This is a genomic window from Micromonospora sp. DT46 (assembly GCF_049841735.1).
Classification (GTDB): Bacteria; Actinomycetota; Actinomycetes; order Mycobacteriales; family Micromonosporaceae; genus Micromonospora; species Micromonospora reichwaldensis.
In genome coordinates this window covers 127412-147603 of the sequence record NZ_JBNCKW010000011.1, presented here as the reverse complement: position 1 = coordinate 147603, position 20192 = coordinate 127412, and the positions used below count along the sequence as shown (strand labels likewise).

General features: G+C 72.7%; 15 protein-coding genes. 10 read left to right on the top strand and 5 right to left on the bottom strand.

Annotated features, from left to right (window positions below; genetic code table 11):
- Positions 1–46: 46 nt before the first annotated feature.
- Entirely contained in the window at positions 47–973 is a 927-nt protein-coding gene (locus ACLQ20_RS27715) for a 2-hydroxyacid dehydrogenase (protein ID WP_425858046.1), read from the top strand.
- 21 nt (positions 974–994) lie between these two features.
- Here the strand turns inward: ACLQ20_RS27715 and ACLQ20_RS27710 are convergent, their stop codons facing one another.
- The gene (locus ACLQ20_RS27710) at positions 995–1372 is read right to left on the bottom strand and encodes a PH domain-containing protein (protein WP_327030724.1); all 378 of its coding nucleotides are present in this window, start codon (positions 1370–1372) and stop codon (positions 995–997) included.
- A 203-nt stretch (positions 1373–1575) separates the two neighbouring features.
- Between ACLQ20_RS27710 and ACLQ20_RS27705 the strand changes: the two genes are divergently transcribed.
- A complete protein-coding gene (locus ACLQ20_RS27705; RefSeq protein WP_425858045.1) occupies positions 1576–3846 on the top strand; it encodes an EAL domain-containing protein in 2271 nt (756 codons plus the stop codon).
- A gap of 73 nt (positions 3847–3919) precedes the next feature.
- Positions 3920–4744 carry a MerR family transcriptional regulator gene (locus ACLQ20_RS27700; protein WP_425858044.1) on the top strand — a complete coding sequence of 275 codons (825 nt, stop codon included), beginning with the start codon at positions 3920–3922 and terminating at the stop codon, positions 4742–4744.
- A gap of 78 nt (positions 4745–4822) precedes the next feature.
- Here the strand turns inward: ACLQ20_RS27700 and ACLQ20_RS27695 are convergent, their stop codons facing one another.
- Both ACLQ20_RS27695 and ACLQ20_RS27690 read right to left on the bottom strand, forming a co-directional pair.
- Entirely contained in the window at positions 4823–7837 is a 3015-nt protein-coding gene (locus tag ACLQ20_RS27695) for a carbohydrate binding domain-containing protein (RefSeq protein WP_425858043.1), read from the bottom strand.
- Between the two features lie 370 nt (positions 7838–8207).
- Complete coding sequence (locus ACLQ20_RS27690; protein WP_151455349.1) at positions 8208–9227, bottom strand: LacI family DNA-binding transcriptional regulator; 1020 nt, start codon at positions 9225–9227, stop codon at positions 8208–8210.
- Between the two features lie 386 nt (positions 9228–9613).
- Between ACLQ20_RS27690 and ACLQ20_RS27685 the strand changes: the two genes are divergently transcribed.
- The 6 genes from ACLQ20_RS27685 (at position 9614) to ACLQ20_RS27660 (ending at position 16288) form a co-directional block, all read left to right on the top strand.
- Positions 9614–10903 carry an extracellular solute-binding protein gene (locus ACLQ20_RS27685; protein ID WP_425858042.1) on the top strand — a complete coding sequence of 430 codons (1290 nt, stop codon included), beginning with the start codon at positions 9614–9616 and terminating at the stop codon, positions 10901–10903.
- Between the two features lie 71 nt (positions 10904–10974).
- A complete protein-coding gene (locus tag ACLQ20_RS27680; RefSeq protein WP_151455347.1) occupies positions 10975–11991 on the top strand; it encodes a carbohydrate ABC transporter permease in 1017 nt (338 codons plus the stop codon).
- A gap of 85 nt (positions 11992–12076) precedes the next feature.
- A complete protein-coding gene (locus ACLQ20_RS27675; RefSeq protein WP_151455353.1) occupies positions 12077–12931 on the top strand; it encodes a carbohydrate ABC transporter permease in 855 nt (284 codons plus the stop codon).
- Positions 12928–15375 (top strand): glycosyl hydrolase 2 galactose-binding domain-containing protein, encoded by a 2448-nt coding sequence (locus ACLQ20_RS27670; protein ID WP_425858041.1) that lies wholly within the window; start codon positions 12928–12930, stop codon positions 15373–15375. The genes ACLQ20_RS27675 and ACLQ20_RS27670 overlap by 4 nt, the downstream gene beginning before the upstream one ends.
- A gap of 190 nt (positions 15376–15565) precedes the next feature.
- Positions 15566–16102, top strand: a complete 537-nt coding sequence (locus ACLQ20_RS27665) for a hypothetical protein (RefSeq protein WP_358117307.1) — start codon at positions 15566–15568, stop codon at positions 16100–16102.
- 30 nt (positions 16103–16132) lie between these two features.
- A complete protein-coding gene (locus ACLQ20_RS27660) occupies positions 16133–16288 on the top strand; it encodes a hypothetical protein (RefSeq protein WP_192581447.1) in 156 nt (51 codons plus the stop codon).
- An 85-nt stretch (positions 16289–16373) separates the two neighbouring features.
- Here ACLQ20_RS27660 and ACLQ20_RS27655 read toward each other — a convergent pair whose 3' ends face one another.
- Positions 16374–17144, bottom strand: coding sequence for a hypothetical protein (locus tag ACLQ20_RS27655; protein ID WP_358117304.1), 771 nt, complete (start codon positions 17142–17144; stop codon positions 16374–16376).
- Between the two features lie 288 nt (positions 17145–17432).
- Between ACLQ20_RS27655 and ACLQ20_RS27650 the strand changes: the two genes are divergently transcribed.
- Positions 17433–18026 carry a hypothetical protein gene (locus ACLQ20_RS27650; protein WP_151455343.1) on the top strand — a complete coding sequence of 198 codons (594 nt, stop codon included), beginning with the start codon at positions 17433–17435 and terminating at the stop codon, positions 18024–18026.
- Between the two features lie 249 nt (positions 18027–18275).
- Here ACLQ20_RS27650 and ilvD read toward each other — a convergent pair whose 3' ends face one another.
- The gene (gene ilvD, locus ACLQ20_RS27645) at positions 18276–20123 is read right to left on the bottom strand and encodes a dihydroxy-acid dehydratase (protein WP_425858040.1); all 1848 of its coding nucleotides are present in this window, start codon (positions 20121–20123) and stop codon (positions 18276–18278) included.
- Positions 20124–20192 lie beyond the last annotated feature (69 nt).

Genomic DNA, 20192 nt, shown 5'->3' with positions numbered 1-20192 from the left:
CGCCCCGCGCGGCGGGCACCCCCGCCGGGGGCTATCGTCGGCGGGCGTGAAGGTATGGATCCCGCACCAGGCCGGCCGGACACTCCTCGGTGAGCTGCCGCCGGAGGTCACGGTCGAGGTGGCCGAGGACGTCTCCCGGCTCCCCTCGGACACCGCCGGCGTCCGGTTCTGGGTGCCCCCCTTCCTGGCCGGCGGGGACGCCACCGCGCTGCTGCGCGAGCTGCCCGACCTGGCGGTGGTGCAGCTCCTCTCCGCCGGGGCGGACGCGTGGGCCGGCCGGGTCCCGCCCGGCGTGACGCTCTGCGACGCCCGGGGGGTGCACGACCCGTCCACCGCCGAGTGGGTGGTCGCGGCGATCCTGTCCCAGTTGCGCGGCTTCCCGGCCCTCGCCCGCGCGCAGGCCCGGCGCGACTGGGCGTACGACGAGGTGGCCCCCACCGACGAGCTGACCGGCAAGCGGGTGCTGATCGTCGGGGCGGGCTCCATCGGCACGGCGGTGCGGGACCGGCTCGCCCCGTTCGAGGTGAGCTTCACGCTGGTGGCCCGGACCGCCCGCCCGGAGCAGGGCGTGCACGGCGTCGAGGAGCTGCCGGGGCTGCTTCCCGAGGCAGACGTGGTGGTGCTGCTGGTGCCGCTGACCGAGCACACCCGGGGGCTGGTCGACGAGAGGTTCCTCGCCGCGATGCGGGACGGCGCGCTGCTGGTCAACGCCGCCCGTGGGCCGGTGGCCCGGACTCAGGCACTGGTCGCCGAGCTGCGTACCGGCCGGATCTCGGCCGCGCTGGACGTCACCGACCCCGAGCCGCTGCCCGCCGACCACGAGCTGTGGGCGATGCCGAACGTGCTGCTCACCCCGCACGTGGCCGGATCGGTGCGCGGCCTGCTGCCGCGCGCGTACCGGCTGGTCGGCGACCAGGTCCGCCGGTTCGCCGCCGGCGAGCCGCTGATCAACACGGTGGTGGACGGCTACTGAGCGGTGCCGGCGCGACGGTGCTCAGCCGGTCGCGCCGGGCAGGGCCTGGCCGGTGGCCGAGATCAGCCGGGGCAGGTCGGTGCCGCGTACGGCCGGCAGCGTGACGCGCTGGCCGTCGTCGAGCCGGGCGACCGCCCGGCCGCGCGGGTCAGCGGCCAGCTCGACGACCCGGTCCCAGCTGATCCGGCGCTGCCCGACCAGCGCCCGCAGGCGCAGCTCGTGGGCGTCCGCGTCGGTGCCGGCCCGCCACGCCCACACCGTGACGGCGAGCGGGACGAGCAGCACCGGCAGCAGGTACCACCGGGCGCCGGCCACCGGCAGGGCGCCGAAGAAGGCGACGATCGCGGCGGCCAGGATGGCCTGGTTGTGCCGGAAGTGGACGGTGTCGGAGCTGCTCACCCCCCGATGATCCCACCCCCGCCGGCCCCCGTACGCGCCGGGCGGCACCGGGGTGGACCCGAGCGTCAGTGACGGGGATCACTGTCGACTCGGCGTCACCGACTTCGTGCCCGCTCGTTGCCGACTGATGGGCAGCGGACCAACCCCGGGTCCGCAGCCCCGCACCGTCGCACCGCCCGTGCCCCCTCACGAAGGCGACCGCCGTGCCCCTCGCGTACCCGCAACGCGCGTCCATCCCCCGTCCCACACTGCCGGACACCCTCGTCCTCGCCGCCGTCGCGCTGCTTCTGCTCGCCGGCGCGGCCGGTCGGGTGCCCGCCCTGGCCGTCGTGGCGCTGGCCGGCGCGGCCAGCTGCGCCCTGGCCGGCGCGCGGCTCTCCCGGCTCATCGCCGTCCCGCCGCCGACCCCCGCACCGGTCCCCACCCGGTCCCGCGCCGCCCGCCGGCGCGCGGCGCCGCCCCGACGCGTCGCCGTGCTGCTCGACGCCGCGGTCGTGACGGCGGGGCTCACCGCCGCCGTGCTCCCGCTCGCCGAACCGGGCCGACGCTCCGCCGTCGTCGTGTCGGGGCTCGCCGCCTCCGCCGCGTTGTTCGTCGCGGGTCTGCCTCCGGCGGCGCGGCGACCCCGCCCGTCCGCCCGGGTCCGGCTCCGTGGGGCCGTCGACGCGACCGCCGCCGGCCTGGGGCTGGTCCTCGCCGGCTGGCTGCTGCTGCCCCGCGACGCCCTCGACCCGCCGGTGCGGTTCGCCGTTGCCGTGGTCCTGGGCGGCCTCGCGCTCGCCGTGCTCATGGTGCTGACCGGGCCGCAGCGGCGGACCGGCGCGGCCCGCTGCCGGGGCGGGGCGGCACTCACCCTGTCCGGGCTGGTGGTGCTGGCCGTCCTGCAGACGGGCACGGCACCAGAGCGGGCGGCGCTGGTGTCCGTACCCCCGCTGGTGGGTGGGGTGCTGCTGACGGCGGCGGGGGCGCGGCGGGCGACCCGTCCGGAGCCCGACCCGCCCGCCCCGCCGACCAGGGTGTGGCCCCGGGCCGTGGTCCCGGCCGCCGCGGCCGTGGCGGCCGTCGGATGGCAGCTCCGCGACGGCGGGCCGCCGGACCTCACCGCGGTCCTGCTCGCGCTCGCGCTGGCCCCGCCGTTGGTGCTCCGCGACCTGCTCCGGGCGCACGATCCGGCGCAGCCGACCGGCCCCGGCGACCCGCCGGTCGGGCACCGCCCGGCGGACCCGGACCGGTCCGGCGCGCCCGTGGACCGGCCGGCGCTGCTGCGGGCCCTCGCCGCCCTCCGGAACGCGCCGGCCCCCGCCGGCGCGCTGCTCGTCGTCGACCTCGACGGACCCGGCCCCGCCTCCGACGGGCACCAGGGCCGCGAGGACGTGCTGGCCGAGGTGCTCCGCCGGGCCCGCGCGGTGGTCGGCCCCCGGGACCTGCTCGCGGACGTCACCGCCACCGGCTTCGCCGTGGTGACCGAGGTCGGGCCGGTGCTGGCGTACGCGCTGGGCACCCGGCTGCTCGCCGCGCTCACCGAGCCGTACCGCGCGGCGGGCGGGCTGCTGCGGCTGCGGGCCGGCATCGGGCTCGCCGAGATCGGCAACGGCGGCCCGGAGGACGTGCTGCGCCAGGCGGACCTGGCCCGGCGGCGGGCCGTGCAGCTCGGCCGGGACCGGGTCGAGTGGTACGACGCCTACCTGGAGGAGCAGCTCGTCCGCCGGCTCGACCTGGAACGGGAGCTGCCCGGGGCGGTCGCCCGAGGCGAGTTCGACCTCGTCTACCAGCCGGTGCTCGACCTGACCGACCGGCAGCCGGTGGGCACGGAGGCGCTGCTGCGCTGGCGCAGCCCGGTGCTCGGCACGGTGCTTCCCGCCGAGTTCCTGCCGGTGGCCGAGGACCTCGACATCGTGGGCGAGCTGGGCTGCTGGGTGCTGGACCGGGCCTGCCGGCAGCTCGCCGCCTGGTCGGCGGGCAGCCGGCAGCTCTGGATGGCGGTGAACGTGACCGTCCGGGAGCTGACCTCCCCCGACTTCGTGCCGCGGACGGCGGCCGTGCTCGACGCGTACGGGTTGTCGCCGGACCGGCTGGTGGTCGAGGTGGCGGAGCCCCGGGTGGGCGCCGAGCTGCCGACGGTGGTGGCCCGGCTGGCCGGGCTGCGCTCGCTGGGCGTGCGCACCGCGCTGGACGACTTCCGGGCCGAGCACGCCTCGCTGGCGCAGCTCCGCCGGTTGCCGATCGACCTGCTCAAGGTCGGCCCGCAGCTGGTGGACCCGGCGGACCCGCAGCGCCCGCTGATCGACGTGGTGGTGAACGTGGGGGACCGGCTGGGGCTGGACATCGTGGCCGAGGAGTTGGAGTCGGCGAGCCTGGTCGACGGCGCGCGGGGGGCCGGCTGCCGGTACGGGCAGGGCTTCGCGCTGGCCCGCCCGGCCACCGCCGAGCGGGTCGAGGCGTACTTCGAGGAGTTCCCATCGGCCTCGCGCTGACCGGGCGGCGAAGTTCCCCCGCCCCCGCCTGGTTGACTCTGACACCGTGTCAGGGCCGAACGTGTGAGGGGCCATGTTCACCATCGGAGACTTCGCCAGGCTCGGCCGCGTGTCGGTCCGCATGCTGCGTCACTACGACAGCATCGGGCTGCTCCGCCCGGCCGCAGTGGACCCGCACACCGGGTACCGGTCCTACCGGGCCGAGCAGCTCCGCCGGCTCAACCGGGTGATCGCCCTCAAGGAACTGGGACTCACCCTCGGGCAGGTGCGGGCGATCATCGACGACGCCGTCGAGGTCGCCGAACTGCGCGGCATGCTGCGGCTGCGCCGGTCCCAGCTGGAGGCTCAACTGGCGGCCGACACCGCCCGCCTGGCCGGGGTCGAGGCGAGGCTCCGCATGATCGAGACGGAGGGTCGGATGACCAGCCAGGACGTCGTACTCAAGGAACTGCCCGCGGTCCGGGTGGCGGAGCTGACCGGGGTGGCCCGCAGCTACGAGACGCCGGACATCTCCACGGTGATCCAGCCGCTCTACCCGGAGCTGTTCCGGCGCCTCGGCGCGGCGGGCGTCGTGCCCTCCGGCCCGGGGCTGGCCTGGTACGAGGCGACGGGGGAGGGCGAATCCGTCGTGGTGCACGCCGGGGTGACGGTGGCCGCCGACCCCTCGGCGGCCCGGGACTTCGGCGTCGTCGACCTGCCCGCGGTGCCCACCGCGGCGACGATCATCCACCACGGGCCGATGGACGAGGTGGAGGGCAGCATCCAGGTGCTCGCCACCTGGATCGAGGCGAACGGCTGGCGGGCCGACGGGTACACCCGCGAGTTGTACCTGGACTACTGCCCGGACGAGCCCGAGAAGGGCGTCACCGAACTCCAGTTGCCGGTGGTCGCGGCGTGAGCGGCGGTCCGACCCGGGTGCGGGTCGGGCCGCCGGTGGTGGCGGAGGCGGCCGGTCCGGCCGCCTCCGACACCGGCGTCACCGCAGGTAGGGGCCGGTGTCGCCGACCTTGCCCGGCGCCGGGTTGCCCGGCAGGTCCAGCACGTACACCCGCAGGTTGCCCTGTCCGCTGACCGTCGCCGTCAGGGTCCCGTTGGTGACCGTCCGGACGTCGCCGGTGACCGCGTCGGTGTAGCGGCCGTTGGGCACGCCGGTGAACGTCGCGCTCCCGGAGACCGTGACCAGCGCGAAGCTGTCCACGCCGCCGGCGGTGAAGCGCCGCTTGTACGCCATGGAGTTGCCGCTGATCCCCTCGGTCGAGTACTGCCCCTTCTGCAGGGCCGGCACTGCCCGGCGGATCAGGTTGAGCCGCTGCACGTGCTTGACCAGCGGCTTGTCCAGCGTGCTGGCCACGGGGCCGGTGGCCGAGGCGACCCGGCCGAAGCCCGCCGCGGTGACCGTGCCCGCCAGGTGACCGCCGTAGTAGGCGCGCCCGGTGGTGGCCAGCGGGCAGGTCGGCCCGCAGTCGATCTTCGCGCCCTTCTGGAACTCGATCTCCGAGCCGTAGTAGAGCGTCGGGATACCCCGGAACGTCCACATGAGGCTCATGTTCTCCGCCCAGGCGCCGGTGCCCCCGGTGTAGCGGGTGTTCGACTTGTTCGGGCCGTAGTCGTGGCTGTCGACGTACACGACGTTGTAGGTCGCGTCGTTGTAGCTGTCGTCGGAGTCCCTGCCGTTGCCGAAGGCGTTGTTCGCGTCGCCGAAGTTCATGTGCATGCGCATGTCGATGACGTTCATGCCGGAGAACTTCGAGTGGTCCGGCGCGTGGTAGGTGTTCCCGCGCAGGAACGCGTTGTCGCTGGTCGGCTGCCCGTTCGGGCCGAGCAGCTGCTCGTGGTCGTACTGCTCGATGGCCGCGCGCACGTTGTCGGGGCTGTACTCCTTGCGCTCCTTCCAGGTGAAGAACTGCGCCGAGTGGTTCACCGAGCCCCGGTTCCACTTGTCGTTGACGAACGCGGCGACCTCACCGAAGACGTAGAAGTCCCGGCCCTTCTCGCCGTGCCTGGCCAGCGCGTGCTGCTGGATCGCCGGCAGGAAGCGCCGGTTCCAGGTGACGCGGGGGATGTGCACGGCGGTGTCGATGCGGAAGCCGTCGACCCCCATGTCGATGAACTTGTTGTACGTGTCGATCAGGTACTTCTGCACGGTGGCGTTCTCGGTGTTGAAGTCGGCCAGATCCTCGTGCAGCCAGCAGCTACGCGAGTCCTCGCCCTCCCAGTTGCCGATCCAGCACTGGTGGTACAGGTCGGCCGGGAAGAGCTTGCTGGTCGGGGTCGGCCACTGGCACTCGTAGAGGCGGAAGCCCTCGGGGCTGGTGCCGGCCGGGGCGCCCCAGCGCGGGCACTGGTTGCCGGGCGGTGCGGTGGTCGACCAGACGTCGCCGTTGTAGGGGCGGCCCTTGGCGAGGGCGTTCTGCGCCGGGGTCAGCTCCGGGTCGGTGCCGGGGTGCTCGACCATGGGGTCGTACGAGCGGCCCGGCTCCTGCTTGCTGTACATCCACTTCCACTGCTCGTCGCGGGCGCCGTACACCGTGGGGGTGAACAGGCCCTTGGCGCCCCAGCGGGAGCTGTGGTTGTAGACCACGTCCTGGAAGACCTTGATCCCCTTGACGTGCGCGGCGTTGATCAGGTCCTGGTAGCTCGCGCCGGGGCTCTCCAGCCGCGGGTCGACCCGCTGGAAGTCCCAGCCGTGGTAGCCGTGGAAGTCGTAGTCGGACCGGTTCAGCACGACCGGGGTGATCCAGAGGGCGGAGAAGCCGAGCCCCTTGACGTAGTCGAGCTTGTCGATCAGACCCTTGAAGTCGCCGCGGAACATCGGGTCGTCGTTGGCCGCGTTGCCCGACTTGACGTGCTGGCTGCCGCCCCGGTTGTTGGTGGCGTCGCCGTCGGCGAACCGGGCGGTCATCACGAAGTAGATGCTGTCCTCGCGGGGGTCGCCGCCGAGCGGGGTGCCGGCTGCGGGCGGGGGCGTGCTGGTGCCGGTGGTGACCGCCACGGGGGCGCTGGCCGGGGAGGTGTTGCCGGCCGCGTCGTACGCCCGGACGGTGTACTCGTAGCGGGTCTGCGGGCTCAGCGCGTCGTCGACGTGGCCGGTGCCGGCGGTGGTCACCGTGACGGTGCCCTGCGACCCGCCGGTGCGGGTGAGCCGGTAGCCGGTGACCCCGCGGTCGTCGGTGGCCGCGGCCCAGGAGACCGCGACGCGCAGCCCGTTCGCGGTCGCGCCCAGTCCGGTGGGGGTGGACGGCGCGGTGGTGTCCGGCGTGTCGGGCGGGCACGGTGCGGCCCCGCCGGCGGTCACCACCCCCGCCTTGACGGTGCTCACCCCGGCGCCCAGGGTGTAGTCCGCGCCGTTGTTGTTGTCCCAGGCGCCGGCGCCGTTGTTGAACGCCGCCCGGAGCGTGGCGGCGGTGCCGAGGTCGACCACCCGGCGGGCCCATCCGGCGCAGCCGGCCTGCATCGGCGCGCCGGGGACGGTGGTCCAGGCCCCGCCCGCGGGCTGGTAGTGGATGTTCGCGGCGGACCAGCCCCTGGTCCCGACGTGGTACCAGACGTCGGCCGTCCGGCCGGCCGGCGGGTTCGACGGGGTGGGCGTGGGCGAGGGGGTGCCGGCGCAGGGGTCGCCCGTGCCGACCACGCCGTCCGCGACGGTCACCGTCCCGGTGCCGGTGCGGTAGTTCGCGCCCCGGTTGTTGTCCCAGGTGGCGCCGTTGTGGTTGAACACCACCTGGAGGCCGGTGGCGGTACCGGCGTCGATGGTGCGTTTGCGCCAGCCGGCGCACGCCGCCTCCATCGCCACCCCGGGCACGGCCGTCCACGCGCCGCCGTCCGGCGCGTAGTGGACGTTGACCTGGCCGGTCCAGGTGGCGGCGGGTCGGTAGTAGACGGTCACGGAGTTCGCGGCGGAGGCGGTGCTGAGCGGGGCCAGCCCGACGGCGATCCCGGCGGCCAGCGCGGCCGCGATCGTCCGTCGTCGTCGTCCGGTGCTGGGATGCATCGGAGCTCCTCGGGGGTGGTAGTCGGCGAGGGCCGAGGGGGACGGGGTGCCTTGCGTGACAGCCGTCGACTGTGGGGGATTGTCCGGACCGGACAGTGACGTGACGGATCACGTCACAGGATGACGAATGTTTCTGCAAGGTCTTGCAAGTGGCGAGAAAGTTACCACCATCAACGTCCCGACACCAGGCGTTCACTGATCGGACGGAGGCCCGCTGGCCCCGGACGTGCGGAGCCGGACGCGCGGTGGCCCCGGCCGCCGCCGCGCGGCCCGGGTGATCGATTAACCGGTTAAGTCGACAGGCGCGGGGCGGCGCCCACGAGGTCCCGCCGTCGCCTCGGCCGGGAGGTCGACGGGCGGGGCGCCCGGCTCAGCTCGCGCGCGGCGGGGCCGTGCTGCCCCGGGGCGTGAGGTGGGCGGTCCCGTCCTGCACCTGCCGGGCCGGCGCGCCGCCGATCACCGCCAGCAGTTCCCGGGCGGCGTGCGCGCCGTACGCCGGGATGTCCCGGCCGAGCGCGGTCAGCGGCGGGTGCACCAGCTGGCAGAGCGGCGAGTCGTCCCAGGCCACGATGGACACCTCGCCCGGCACGGCGAGGCCCATCTCCTGGGCCACCGACAGCCCCGCTATCGCCATCACGTCGTTGTCGTAGATCACGGCGGTGGGGCGGCCGGCCGAGCTGAGCAGCCGCCGGGTGGCGCGCGCCCCCTCCTCGCCGGTGTAGTCCGACGGCACGGTGACCGCGTCGGCCAGGCCGAGCCGGCGGCACACCTGGGTGAACGCCTCGGTGCGGATCTCGGTGTGCAGCAGGGCGGGCAGGCCGCCGACGCGGGCGATCCGGCGGTGGCCGAGGGCGACCAGGTACTCCACGGTCTCGACCAGCGCCGCCGCGTCGTCGGACCAGACGCTGGCCAGCCCGCCGGTGCCGCCCGGGCCGCCGATCACCACCGCGGGCAGGCCCAGTTCCTCCAGCACCGGCACCCGGCGGTCGTCGGCGCGCAGGTCGCAGACGAGGACGCCGTCGACGCGGCGCTCACCCCACCACCGGCGGTAGACCGCGACCTCCGCCTCCTGGTCGGCCACGACCTGGAGGGTGAGCGCGTACGACCGGGCGGAGAGTTCGGCCTCGACGCCGCTGATCAGCTCCATGAAGAACGGCTCGATGCCGAGCGTGCGGGCGGGGCGGCAGAGGGTGAGGCCGACCGCGTCGGCGGTGGCCCCGGAGAGGGAGCGGGCGGCGCGGCTCGGGTTGAAGCCGATCTCGGCGGCGATGGCGAGGATCCGCTGCCGGGTGGCCTCGGAGACCCCGGGCTGGCCGTTCAGCGCATAGGAGACCGCCCCCTTGGACACCCCGGCGCGGCGGGCGACGTCGGCGATCGTGGGTCGCTTCACCGGCGTACTCCTCCAACTCTCCCGCCCGGGCGGGTGTCACCACAAGGCCGGGGCGACCGGCGGCGGTCCACGCTACTGCACCCGGCGCGGGGAAGGCCGGCGCGACCGGTGCGCGGCGTCGGGCCGGTCGCCGGCTTTCCCGGTTAAGTGATCTGGTGTGGCTCGGCTCGGTCCCTTGCCGCACCGCCAGCCTGCGTTCCGCTGTCTCGCAGAAATGCCTCCACCTCCCATGATCGCGCTCCCACGACCGGTGCAGATTACCGTGAGACACCGATCGTGACTGCCCGTTGACAGCGCCGAAACTGCCCCGTACGGTGGCGGAACTTATCCGGTTCAGTCAACGACTCTCGATGTCGGGAGCGTTCCCATCTGGCGCGGAGGATGACATGAGACGGTCCTTGACGCACTGGGCCAGGGCGGCCGCCGTCGGCGCGGTCAGCCTGGTCATGGTCGCGGCGTGCAGTGGCAACAGCGGAGGTGGCGGCGACTCCCAGGCGGGTGGCCAGGTCACCCTGAAAATCAACTTCTGGGGCGACTTCGGGCTCGACGAGCTCAAGGCGAAGTACGAGGACGCCAACCCGAACGTCAAGATCAGCCTGAACACCGGCGAGTACAACGCCCAGCACGAGGATCTCCAGAAGAAGCTCGTCGCCGGCTCCGGCGCGCCGGACATCGCCGCCGTCGACGAGGGCTTCGTCGTCCAGTTCCGCGGCCAGGCCGACAAGTTCGTCAACCTGCTCGACAAGGGCGCCGGCACGTACGAGCAGAAGTACCTGCCGTGGAAGTGGAAGCAGACCCTGACGCCCGACGGCAAGACCCAGATCGGCCTCGGCACCGACGTCGGCGGCCTGGCCATGTGCTACCGCACCGACCTGTTCAAGGCCGCCGGCCTGCCCACCGGGCGCGACCAGGTCTCCGCGCTCTGGCCCACCTGGGACAGGTTCATCGAGGTCGGCCAGCAGTACACGGCCAAGAGCGGCAAGAAGTTCATCGACGCCGGCACCAACATCTTCAACCCCGTCCTCGGGCAGCAGCCGGTCGGCTTCTACGACGAGAGCGAGGCGCTCCAGATGGACGGCGGCCCGAAGGTCGCCTTCGACGTGGCGGCCCGGACCATCGCCGCGGACCTCTCGGCCAACCTCACCGCGTTCTCGCCCGAGTGGAACAGCGGCTTCGTCAAGGGCAACTTCGCCGTGCTCGCCTGCCCGGCCTGGATGCAGGGGCACATCAAGAACACCGCCCCCGGCACCAGCGGCAAGTGGGACGTGGCCGCGATCCCCGGCGGGGGCGGCAACTGGGGCGGCTCGTTCCTGACCATCCCCAAGCAGGGCAGGAACGTCGACGAGGCGTACAAGTTCGTCGAGTGGCTGATCCAGCCCGAGCAGCAGATCGAGATCTTCAAGAAGGTCGGCAACCTGCCCTCCCAGCCGGCGCTCTACCAGGACCCGGCGATCAAAGACTTCACCAACCCCTTCTTCAACAACGCCCCGGTGGGTCAGATCTTCTCCAAGACCGCGGAGAGCCTGACCCCGCAGTACCTCGGCAAGCGCAACGGCCCGACCCGGGTGGCGGTGGAGAACGTCCTCAACCGGCTGGCCACCGGAAACCTGAAGGGCAAGCCCGACCAGGCGTGGACCGAGGCGGTCAAGGAAGCCGAGAAGGCCGCCAGGTCCTGACCGCGCGCCGGTCGGGGCGGGCTCGCGCCGCGCCCCGACCGGCCCTTACTTCGGTGCCTGGAGGTGCCCCGATGTCCACCACCCGCGCCGCCCCCACGGCGCCCCGGCCCGGCCAGGAGCCCGGTGCGACGGCCGAACGCCGGGGCCGCCGACCAGAGCCGGGCGGCTGGCGTACCCGGTTGTACCGCTTCGACGTGCGCTACGTGCCGTACCTGCTGATCGCCCCGTTCTTCCTGCTCTTCGCCGTCTTCGGGCTCTTCCCGATCGTCTTCAACGGCGTCGTCGCCCTGCGCCACTGGCGGCTCGACGATCCGACGCTCACCGGCTGGGCGGGGCTGGAGAACTTCCGCCGCCTCTTCACCGACGACGACTTCTTCAACGCGCTCGCCAACACCTTCGGCATCTTCCTGCTCTCCACCGTGCCGCAGCTGCTGCTGGCGCTGATCGTCGCGTCGCTGCTGAACCGGAAGCTGCGGGCCCAGACCTGGTTCCGGGTCGGGGTCCTGCTGCCGTACATCACCCCGGTGACGGCCTCCACGCTGATCTTCTCCGTGGTCTTCGCCCGGGACACCGGCATCGCCAACTGGGCGCTGTCGCTGCTCGGCATCGGCGAGACCGAGCCGATCGACTGGCGGTCCGCGAAGTGGTCCTCGTGGATCGCCATCGCCACCATGGTCAACTGGAAGTGGATCGGCTACAACGCGCTGCTCTACCTGGCCGCCATGCAGTCCATCCCGCGCGACGTCTACGAGGCCGCCGCCGTCGACGGGGCCGGGCCGTGGCGCCAACTGTGGCGGATCACCGTGCCGATGATCCGGCCCGTGGTCATCTTCACCGTCGTGCTCTCCACCATCGGCGGCCTGCAACTGTTCACCGAGCCGATGCTCTTCGACGCCAACCCGGCCCTGGGCCTCGGCGGCGACGACGGGCAGTGGCAGACCGTCGCGCAGCTCATCTACAAGGTCGGCTGGCGGGACCTCAACCTCGGCTACGCCGCCGCCATGTCCTGGGCGCTCTTCCTGGTCATCCTGCTCGTCGCGGCGATCAACGCCGTCATCACCAACCGCCTGGGAGGTGGTAAGCGGTGAGCGCGAGGAGTGAGCTTGCGAGCCCCGCAGTCGCGAACGAAAGGTGGCACAGGTGAGCGCCTCGAATCCCCGGCGGGGGGCGCTTATGGGCCGGGCGCCGCAGCACATGCCCGGCACCGTCTGGACCTACCTGTTCCTGAGTGTCGTGATCGCGTTCTCGGCGTTCCCGCTCTACTGGATGTTCGTCATCGCCACGAACACCGACGAGGCGCTGGCGCAGATCCCGCCGCAGGTGCTGCCCGGCGGTCAGCTCGTCACCAACCTGCGGGAGGTCTTCTCCATGCAGGACGTGTTCTTCCTCCAGTCGCTCGGCAACAGCGTGATCGTGTCGTCGGTGGTGACGGCGTCGGTGCTCTTCTTCTGCGCGCTGGCCGGCTTCGCCTTCGCCAAGCTGCGGTTCAAGGGGCGCAACGCGCTGATGGTCATGGTCGTCCTGACCATGACGGTGCCGAACCAGCTCGGCGTCGTCGCCCTCTACATCCTGATGGGCCGGATGCCCGGCGAGGGCGGCTGGAACGGCACCCTCCTCGCGGTGATCGTGCCCGGCCTGGTCACTGCGTTCGGCGTCTTCTACATGCGGCAGTTCATCCTCGACGCGGTCCCCGACGAGCTGGTCGAGGCCGCGCGGATGGACGGCGCGAGCACCATGCGGATCTTCTGGAGCGTGGTGGTGCCGGCGGTCCGGCCCGCCATGGCGGTGCTCGGCCTGCTGACCTTCGTCGCCACCTGGAACGAGTTCCAGTGGCCGCTGATCACCCTCGGCGGCACCGACTACCCGACCTCGATGGTCGCCCTCTCCGACCTCGCCAGCGGCAACTACGTGCTGTACCGGCGGGTGCTGGCCGGCGCCCTGGTCGCCACCCTCCCGCTGCTGGTGATGCTCTTCATCGGCGGCCGTCAGATCGTCCGAGGAATCATGGAAGGCGCGGTGAAGTCGTGACCCGGCAAGCGTTGCACGAGGGCTGGACCCTGCGGGCGGTGGAGGGGCCGCAGGTGCCGGCCGCGATCGCGGGCCGCGCGGTGCCGGCCACCGTTCCCGGCTGCGTGCACACCGACCTGCTGGCCGCCGGCCTGATCCCCGACCCGTACCTGGACGACAACGAGAAGGGGCTCGCCTGGATCGGCCGCACCGACTGGGTCTACGAGGCCACCTTCACCCATCGGCCGGGCGGCGACGAGCGGGTCGACCTGGTTTGCGCTGGCCTCGACACCGTCGCCACGCTCACCCTCAACGGCGCCGAGGTCGGCCGCGCCGAGAACATGCACCGTGGTCGCCGCTTCGACGTCCGGTCGCTGCTGGTCGCCGGGTCCAACACCCTGGCCGTACGCTTCGACTCCGCCTACCGCTACGCCGAGGCGCAGCGGGACCGGCTCGGGGACCGGCCGAACGCCTACCCGGAGCCCTTCCCGTTCATCCGCAAGATGGCCTGCAACTTCGGCTGGGACTGGGGGCCGACCCTGGTCACCGCCGGCATCTGGCAGGAGATCGGGCTGCACGCCTGGTCCACGGCGCGGCTGGCCGTCGTGCGTCCCCTGGTGACCGTCGAGGCCGGCGACGGCCGGGTGGAGCTGCACGTCGAGGTCGAACGGGCCGGCGCCGCGCCGCTCACCGTGCGGGCGACCGTCGCCGGCGCGGCGGCCGAGGCGACGATCCCGGCGGGGGAGCGCACGGCCGTGCTGACCCTTACCGTCCGCGACCCGGCGCTCTGGTGGCCCAGGGGGTACGGCGAACAGCCGCTGCACCCGCTGGAGGTGACCCTGCACGACGCCGACGACCACCCGCTCGACACCTGGTCGCGGCGGATCGGGTTCCGCTCCGTACGCCTCGACACCACCCCCGACGCGCACGGCACCCCGTTCGCCCTGCACGTCAACGACACCCCGGTCTTCGTCCGGGGGATGAACTGGATCCCCGACGACGCCTTCCCCACCCGGATCACCCGGGACCGGTTGGCGCACCGGTTCCGGCAGGCCGCCGACGCGAACGTCAACCTGCTGCGCGTCTGGGGCGGCGGCCGGTACGAGTCGGACGACTTCTACGACCTCGCCGACGAGCTGGGCCTGCTCGTGCAGCAGGACTTCCTCTTCGCCTGCGCCGCCTACCCCGAGGAGGAGCCGCTGCGCGCCGAGGTCGCCGCCGAGGCCGCCGAGCAGGTGGTCCGGCTCGCCCCGCACCCGTCGCTGGTGCTCTGGACCGGCAACAACGAGAACATCTGGGGCTGGCACGACTGGGACTGGCAGGAGCCCCTCGCGGGGCGCACCTGGGGACGCGGCTACTACCTGGAGCTGCTGCCCCGGATCGTCGGCGAGCTGGACCCGACGCGGCCGTACTGGCCGGGCAGCCCGTGGTCGGGCCGCGAGGAGATCCACCCCAACGACCCGGCGCACGGCACCACGCACATCTGGGACGTCTGGAACACCGACGACTACACGAAGTACCGCGAGTACGTGCCGCGCTTCGTCGCCGAGTTCGGCTACCAGGCGCCGCCCGCGTACGCGACGCTGCGCCGGGCGCTGTCCGACGAGCCCCTCGCACCCGACTCGCCGGGCATGGCGCACCACCAGAAGGCGATCGACGGCGACGCCAAGCTCCGGCGGGGACTCGACGCGCACCTGCCGGCACCGGCGGACTTCGACGACTGGCACTGGCTGACCCAGCTCAACCAGGCGCGCGCGATCCAGCTCGCCGTCGAGCACTTCCGCTCCCACCGGGACGTCTGCGCCGGCACCATCGTCTGGCAGCTCAACGACTGCTGGCCGGTGACCTCGTGGTCGGCCGTCGACGGCGACGGCCGCCGCAAGCCCCTGTGGTACGCGCTGCGCCGGGCGTACGCCGACCGGCTGCTGACCGTCCAGCCCCGCGACGGCGGCCTGGCCCTGGTCGCGGTCAACGACGGGTCGACCCCGTGGCGGGCGACGGCATCGGTGACCCGGCTGACCCTGACCGGCGAGCCCCGGGCGAAGACCACGCTGGAGCTGGACGTCGGTGCGTACGCCAGGATCGAGCTGGCGCTGCCGGCGGAGCTGGCGCGGCCGGACGAGGCCCGGCGCGAGCTGCTGGTGGCCGAGGCGGGCGGGACGGCCGAGCGGGCGCTCTGGTTCTTCGCCGAGGACCGCGACGCCGACTGGCCGGCGGCCCGGTACGACGCGGCGGTCGAGCCGGTCGACGGCGGCCAGCGGGTCCGGGTCACCGCCCGCACGGTCCTGCGGGACCTGACGCTCTTCCCGGACCGGCTGGACCCGGCGGCCGAGGCCGACGAGGCGCTGGTCACCCTCCTGCCGGGGGAGACGGCCACGTTCACGGTGCGCGCGGACGCCCCGCTGGACCCGGCGGCCCTGACCACCCGCCCCGTCCTACGCTGCGTCAACGACCTCGCCGGCTGACCCGGCCGGTGCCACGACGGAGATCTTGGCAAGATTCGGCCCCCGGAGGGGCCGTTCCGTACCAAGATCTCCGTCGGGCGCACCCCCAGGGCGGGCGGCCCGGTGTCTGGGGAAGGATCCATCAGGAGCGGAGGGCCGGCCGGGGGCGGGAGCCGACCCGCCGGAGGTCGCACCAGCCACAGGGAGAACCATGATCGCGGAGCACATTCGTGACGCGTCGGCCACGGCGGTCGTGTTCGGTTTCTTCGCGTCCGGCTGGTTCGGCTGGGCGCAGGAGGCGCCGCCCCGGCGGTGGCCACCGTTCCTCGGTGCCGGATCGGTGCTCTCGTTGCTCACCGCGGTCGCCGGCGGCATCCTGACCTGGCGGCGCTGGTCCGACCCGACGGCCTTCGACGCCGACACCAGCCGTGCCTTCGGAGTCGTCGTGGGCATCGAGTTCGGCGTCGCCGCGCTCGGTGCCGGGCTGCTCGCCCTGCGGCGCCGACGGGACCTGATCCCGGTCTGGGTCGCCCTCGTGGTGGGCCTGCACCTGTTCCCGGTCGCGGCGCTGATCGACTATCCGCTGGTCCACGTGGTCGCCGCCCTGGTGACGGCGGTGGCGCTGGCGGCGGTGCCGGTGGCCCGGGCCCGCGCCGTCGCGGTGAGTGCGGTGGTCGGCCTCGCCACTGGCGTGGTGTTGCTCGCCGCCGCCGTGTCGTCGCTGGTCATCGCCCTGGTCGCGTACTGAGGCGGGCTCGGTCGACGCTGCGAGTTGAAGGTGTTGGCCACTCTCGGCGTCGCCGGTCGGCTGCGCCGCGACGGCCTGGTCTTCCCCGACACCCCGGCCGCGATCCGGTACGCCCGGGCCGTCGTGCTGCCCGGCGGAGAAGGCCTGGCCGGCGACGACGCTCAGGAGGCGGCCAGGGCTGGGTGAGCAGCGTCGTCACGCTCCGGATGAGGAAGAAAGTGCGAGCGGCAGCGACGAGGTCGGGGTGGTGACTGGCGGCCCGTGCCCGCCGCTACCAGACGATCACGTCGAAGGTGAACGTCTTCCCTGGTTCGTAGCGCTTGACGGTCAACCACGCCCAACGTTTTTCTGTCGTCCGCACACAGAAGGACTGGTCTGTCCGGAGTTGTTCGCTGAGGATGTCGTTCTGTCGGGTGACGGACGTCTCGCAGGCGCTTTCGGACGGCGTCCCGTCGATCACGACGACGTCACCAGGGGTCCGCACCGGTGGGGTCCCGCGGTTCAGATACACGTCCAGGCCCTGGCCGGCCGAATAACCGTACTGGACGTTCCAGTTCGTAGCCGTGGAGTCGAGGTCGAGGGAGTAGCTCATCGAGAGAGTGACTCCCTCGTCGGCGCGACTCGGAGGCTTCACGCCGTCGGAGGTCGGGCTCACGGTGCTGCTCGGAGCGGGGGCGTCGGTCGGGTCGGTGGGACGGCCGGTCGGTGTCGCCGGGAAGGTCGGCGCTGAGGTGGGGGACGTCGGGACAGCGCTGGTCGGTCGGTCGTCGGGGCTGGGGGTCGCCGCGACCGTCGTGGGTTTACCCGTACTCCGGCCCACGATGCGGTCGGTGGCCGCGCCGGTCACCGCCGACAGGACCACCAGGATCATCACCACCACGGTGGCGAGTACGGGGCGGCGCTGCATCCAGAGCCACCCCAGCGCCCAGCAGGCCGCGGCGAGGCCGGCGAGCCCGACCGCCACCACGGCCCAGGCGCCGGCGCTGGTCAGGTACTGCATGACGCCCGCCACCGCGCCCACCACGCCGGCAGCCGTCGACACCAGCACGACCCGTCTGTCCGAAGGTGGTGGACTCGGCTGGTTCACTGCGCCGCTCCGGGTCGCTCACCGGTGCCGAGGCAAAGATCGGGGGACATGGCTCAATTCGACGCCGCACTCCTCAGTGGAGCCAGGAAGTGTTGCCCATCCGACAGTCCTGCTCGGGGTGCGGTTACAGGATGGACAAACGTCCTTGCTGCGCCTCATTGCATCGACAGGCAACAATGACGAGGCATCGACGTCTCTCTCGGGAGGTATTACATGAGTCGTTTTCGTCGCATACTGCTCGCGATGGCGCTCGTCGTCACTGCGGCGCTGCTGGTACCGGCCACACCAGCCAGTGCCGTTGGTCAGCCGGTGAAGATCTGTTTCCAGGTCGGTGAGTTCGGCGGTCGGCCGATCTTCGACTGTCATGAGATCGTGCTGCCGGAGTTCAAACCGAGACCGATCGGGCCGATCGAGTGTCTGAGTTGCCCGCCGGTCTACGAGTTGTGGGACCGGATCGACCCGGAGAAGCGCTTCGAGTATCTGAACCGGCTGGGTCGGGGCATGTCGCTGCTGGGGGAGGCGGCACAGGCCGTGGACCCGATCAAGGCGGAGCGCCTGCGGGAGTTGGCGACGGAGAGCTTCTGGTCGTCGGCGAAACTGCTGGAGGGTTCAGAGGTGAAGCTCCGCCAGGTCGGCTGGGCGGACCTGGAGAACGAGAAGTTCCACGGCGACCCGGATCCGCAGCCGTCGCTGGTGGCGAGCGGGGAGAACCTGGTTGGCGGGCTCGAACTGATGCAGAAGGCGCTCGGTGATCCGCAGCCGGAGCCCAACATCGCGGCGGCGATGGCCCGCTTCGACCAGGCGTACAAGGACCTCGGAACGCTGTTCGCCGGCTGAGCCCTCGGTTGCCACGGGTGCGACGGTCCCGGATGCGTCGCACCCGGTGCACGACACCGTTGTCCTTCTGACGTCGTGGACGATTCGCCGCCGGCTGGTGGCGCGGCGCGGCCCGGACGTCACCGCCTGATGTCACCAACGACTCAGCTCGACAGCGTCGTACGACCCTTCGCCCCAGGCGAAGGGTCGTACGGCGTCACCGTCCCGGGAGCACGGGTACCCGCTCACGAAGACGGCCCGCCGCGGCGGCTACTCCGGGACGCGGCGGTAGGCGCCGTCGCTGGCCGAGGTGGCCATCGAGGCGTACGCGCGCAGCGCCGCGGACACCGGCCGCTGCCGGTCGACCGGGGTGTACGGCTTGTCGCGCTTCTCCTGCGCGATGCGCCGGGCCTCCAGCACGTCGGGGGCCACGTTCAGCTCGATCGACCGGCCCGGGATGTCGATGACGATCTCGTCGCCGGACTCGACGAGGGCGATCAGCCCGCCGGAGGCCGCCTCCGGGGAGGCGTGCCCGATGGAGAGCCCGGAGGTGCCGCCGGAGAATCGGCCGTCGGTGAGCAGCGCGCAGGAGCGGCCCAGCCCCCGGCCCTTGAGGAACGAGGTGGGGTAGAGCATCTCCTGCATGCCGGGGCCGCCCTTCGGCCCCTCGTAGCGGATCACCACCACGTCGCCGGCGACGATCCGCTTGTTGAGGATCGCCTCGACGGCGTCGTCCTGGGACTCGTAGACCTTGGCCGGGCCGCGGAAGGTCAGGCACTCCTCGGGCACCCCGGCGGTCTTCACCACGCAGCCGTCCGGCGCGAGGTTGCCGTGCAGGATCGCCAGGCCGCCGTCGGCGCTGTAGGCGTGCGCGAGGTCCCGCACGCAGCCCCCGGCGGCGTCGGTGTCCAGCGACGACCAGCGGTTGGTGGTGGAGAACGGCTCGACGGTGCGCACCCCGCCCGGGGCGGCGTGGAACAGCTCGACCGCCTCCGGCGTCGGCGAACCGCCCCGGACGTCCCAGTCGGCGAGCCAGCGCTCAAGGTTGGGGGAGTGCACCGCGTGCACGTCCCGGTGCAGCAGGCCGGCCCGGTCCAGTTCGCCGAGGATGGCCGGGATGCCGCCGGCCCGGTGCACGTCCTCCATGTGGTAGTTCGGGGAGTTCGGGGCGACCTTGGCCAGGCAGGGCACCCGGCGGGAGACGGCGTCGATGTCGGCGACGCCGAAGTCCAGCTCGGCCTCGCGGGCGGCGGCGAGCAGGTGCAGGATCGTGTTGGTCGAGCCGCCCATCGCCACGTCGAGCGCGACGGCGTTCTCGAACGCGGCCCGGCTGGCGATCGCGCGGGGCAGCACGGAGGCGTCGTCGCCGTCGTACCACCGCTTGGCGATCTCCACGGCGGTGCGGCCGGCCTCGACGAAGAGCGACCGGCGCGCGGCGTGGGTCGCCAGCGTCGAGCCGTTGCCCGGCAGTGCCAGGCCGATCGCCTCGGTGAGGCAGTTCATCGAGTTGGCGGTGAACATGCCGGAGCAGGAGCCACAGGTCGGGCAGGCCGACCGCTCGATCTCGCCGAGCTGGTCGTCGGTGACGGCCTCGTTGGAGGAGGCGATCATCGCGTCGATCAGGTCGATCTTGGAGTGCACGATGCCCTCGATCGCCACGGTCTTGCCGGCCTCCATCGGCCCGCCGGAGACGAAGACGGCCGGGATGTTCAGCCGCAGGGCGGCCAGCAGCATGCCCGGGGTGATCTTGTCGCAGTTCGAGATGCAGACCAGGGCGTCGGCGCAGTGCGCGTTGACCATGTACTCCACCGCGTCGGCGATCAGCTCCCGGCTGGGCAGGGAGTAGAGCATGCCGCCGTGGCCCATGGCGATGCCGTCGTCCACGGCGATGGTGTTGAACTCGCGGCCCACCCCGCCGGCCTCCGCCACCGCCTCGGCGACCAGACCGCCCATGTCCTTGAGGTGCACGTGACCGGGCACGAACTGGGTGAAGCTGTTGGCGATGGCGACGATCGGCTTGCCGAAGTCGTCGTCGGTCATCCCGGTGGCCCGCCAGAGGGCCCGGGCGCCGGCCATCGTCCGACCGTGCGTGGAGGTCTTCGACCGCAGCTCAGGCATGCCCACAAGTGTTACACCGTCGCGGGGACGGCCGGCTGCCGTGCGCGACGTGTCCCAAAGGTTGCACAC

Bases quoted from the DNA above. Each gene is read 5' to 3' on its own strand.
- ACLQ20_RS27675 (WP_151455353.1), top strand. From the start codon at position 12,077: ATGGGCCGGGCGCCGCAGCACATGCCCGGCACCGTCTGGACCTACCTG.
- ACLQ20_RS27665 (WP_358117307.1), top strand. From the start codon at position 15,566: ATGATCGCGGAGCACATTCGTGACGCGTCGGCCACGGCGGTCGTGTTC.
- ACLQ20_RS27680 (WP_151455347.1), top strand. From the start codon at position 10,975: ATGTCCACCACCCGCGCCGCCCCCACGGCGCCCCGGCCCGGCCAGGAG.
- ACLQ20_RS27685 (WP_425858042.1), top strand. From the start codon at position 9,614: ATGAGACGGTCCTTGACGCACTGGGCCAGGGCGGCCGCCGTCGGCGCG.
- ilvD (WP_425858040.1), bottom strand. From the start codon at position 20,123: ATGCCTGAGCTGCGGTCGAAGACCTCCACGCACGGTCGGACGATGGCC.
- ACLQ20_RS27695 (WP_425858043.1), bottom strand. From the start codon at position 7,837: ATGCATCCCAGCACCGGACGACGACGACGGACGATCGCGGCCGCGCTG.
- ACLQ20_RS27650 (WP_151455343.1), top strand. From the start codon at position 17,433: ATGGCGCTCGTCGTCACTGCGGCGCTGCTGGTACCGGCCACACCAGCC.
- ACLQ20_RS27700 (WP_425858044.1), top strand. From the start codon at position 3,920: ATGTTCACCATCGGAGACTTCGCCAGGCTCGGCCGCGTGTCGGTCCGC.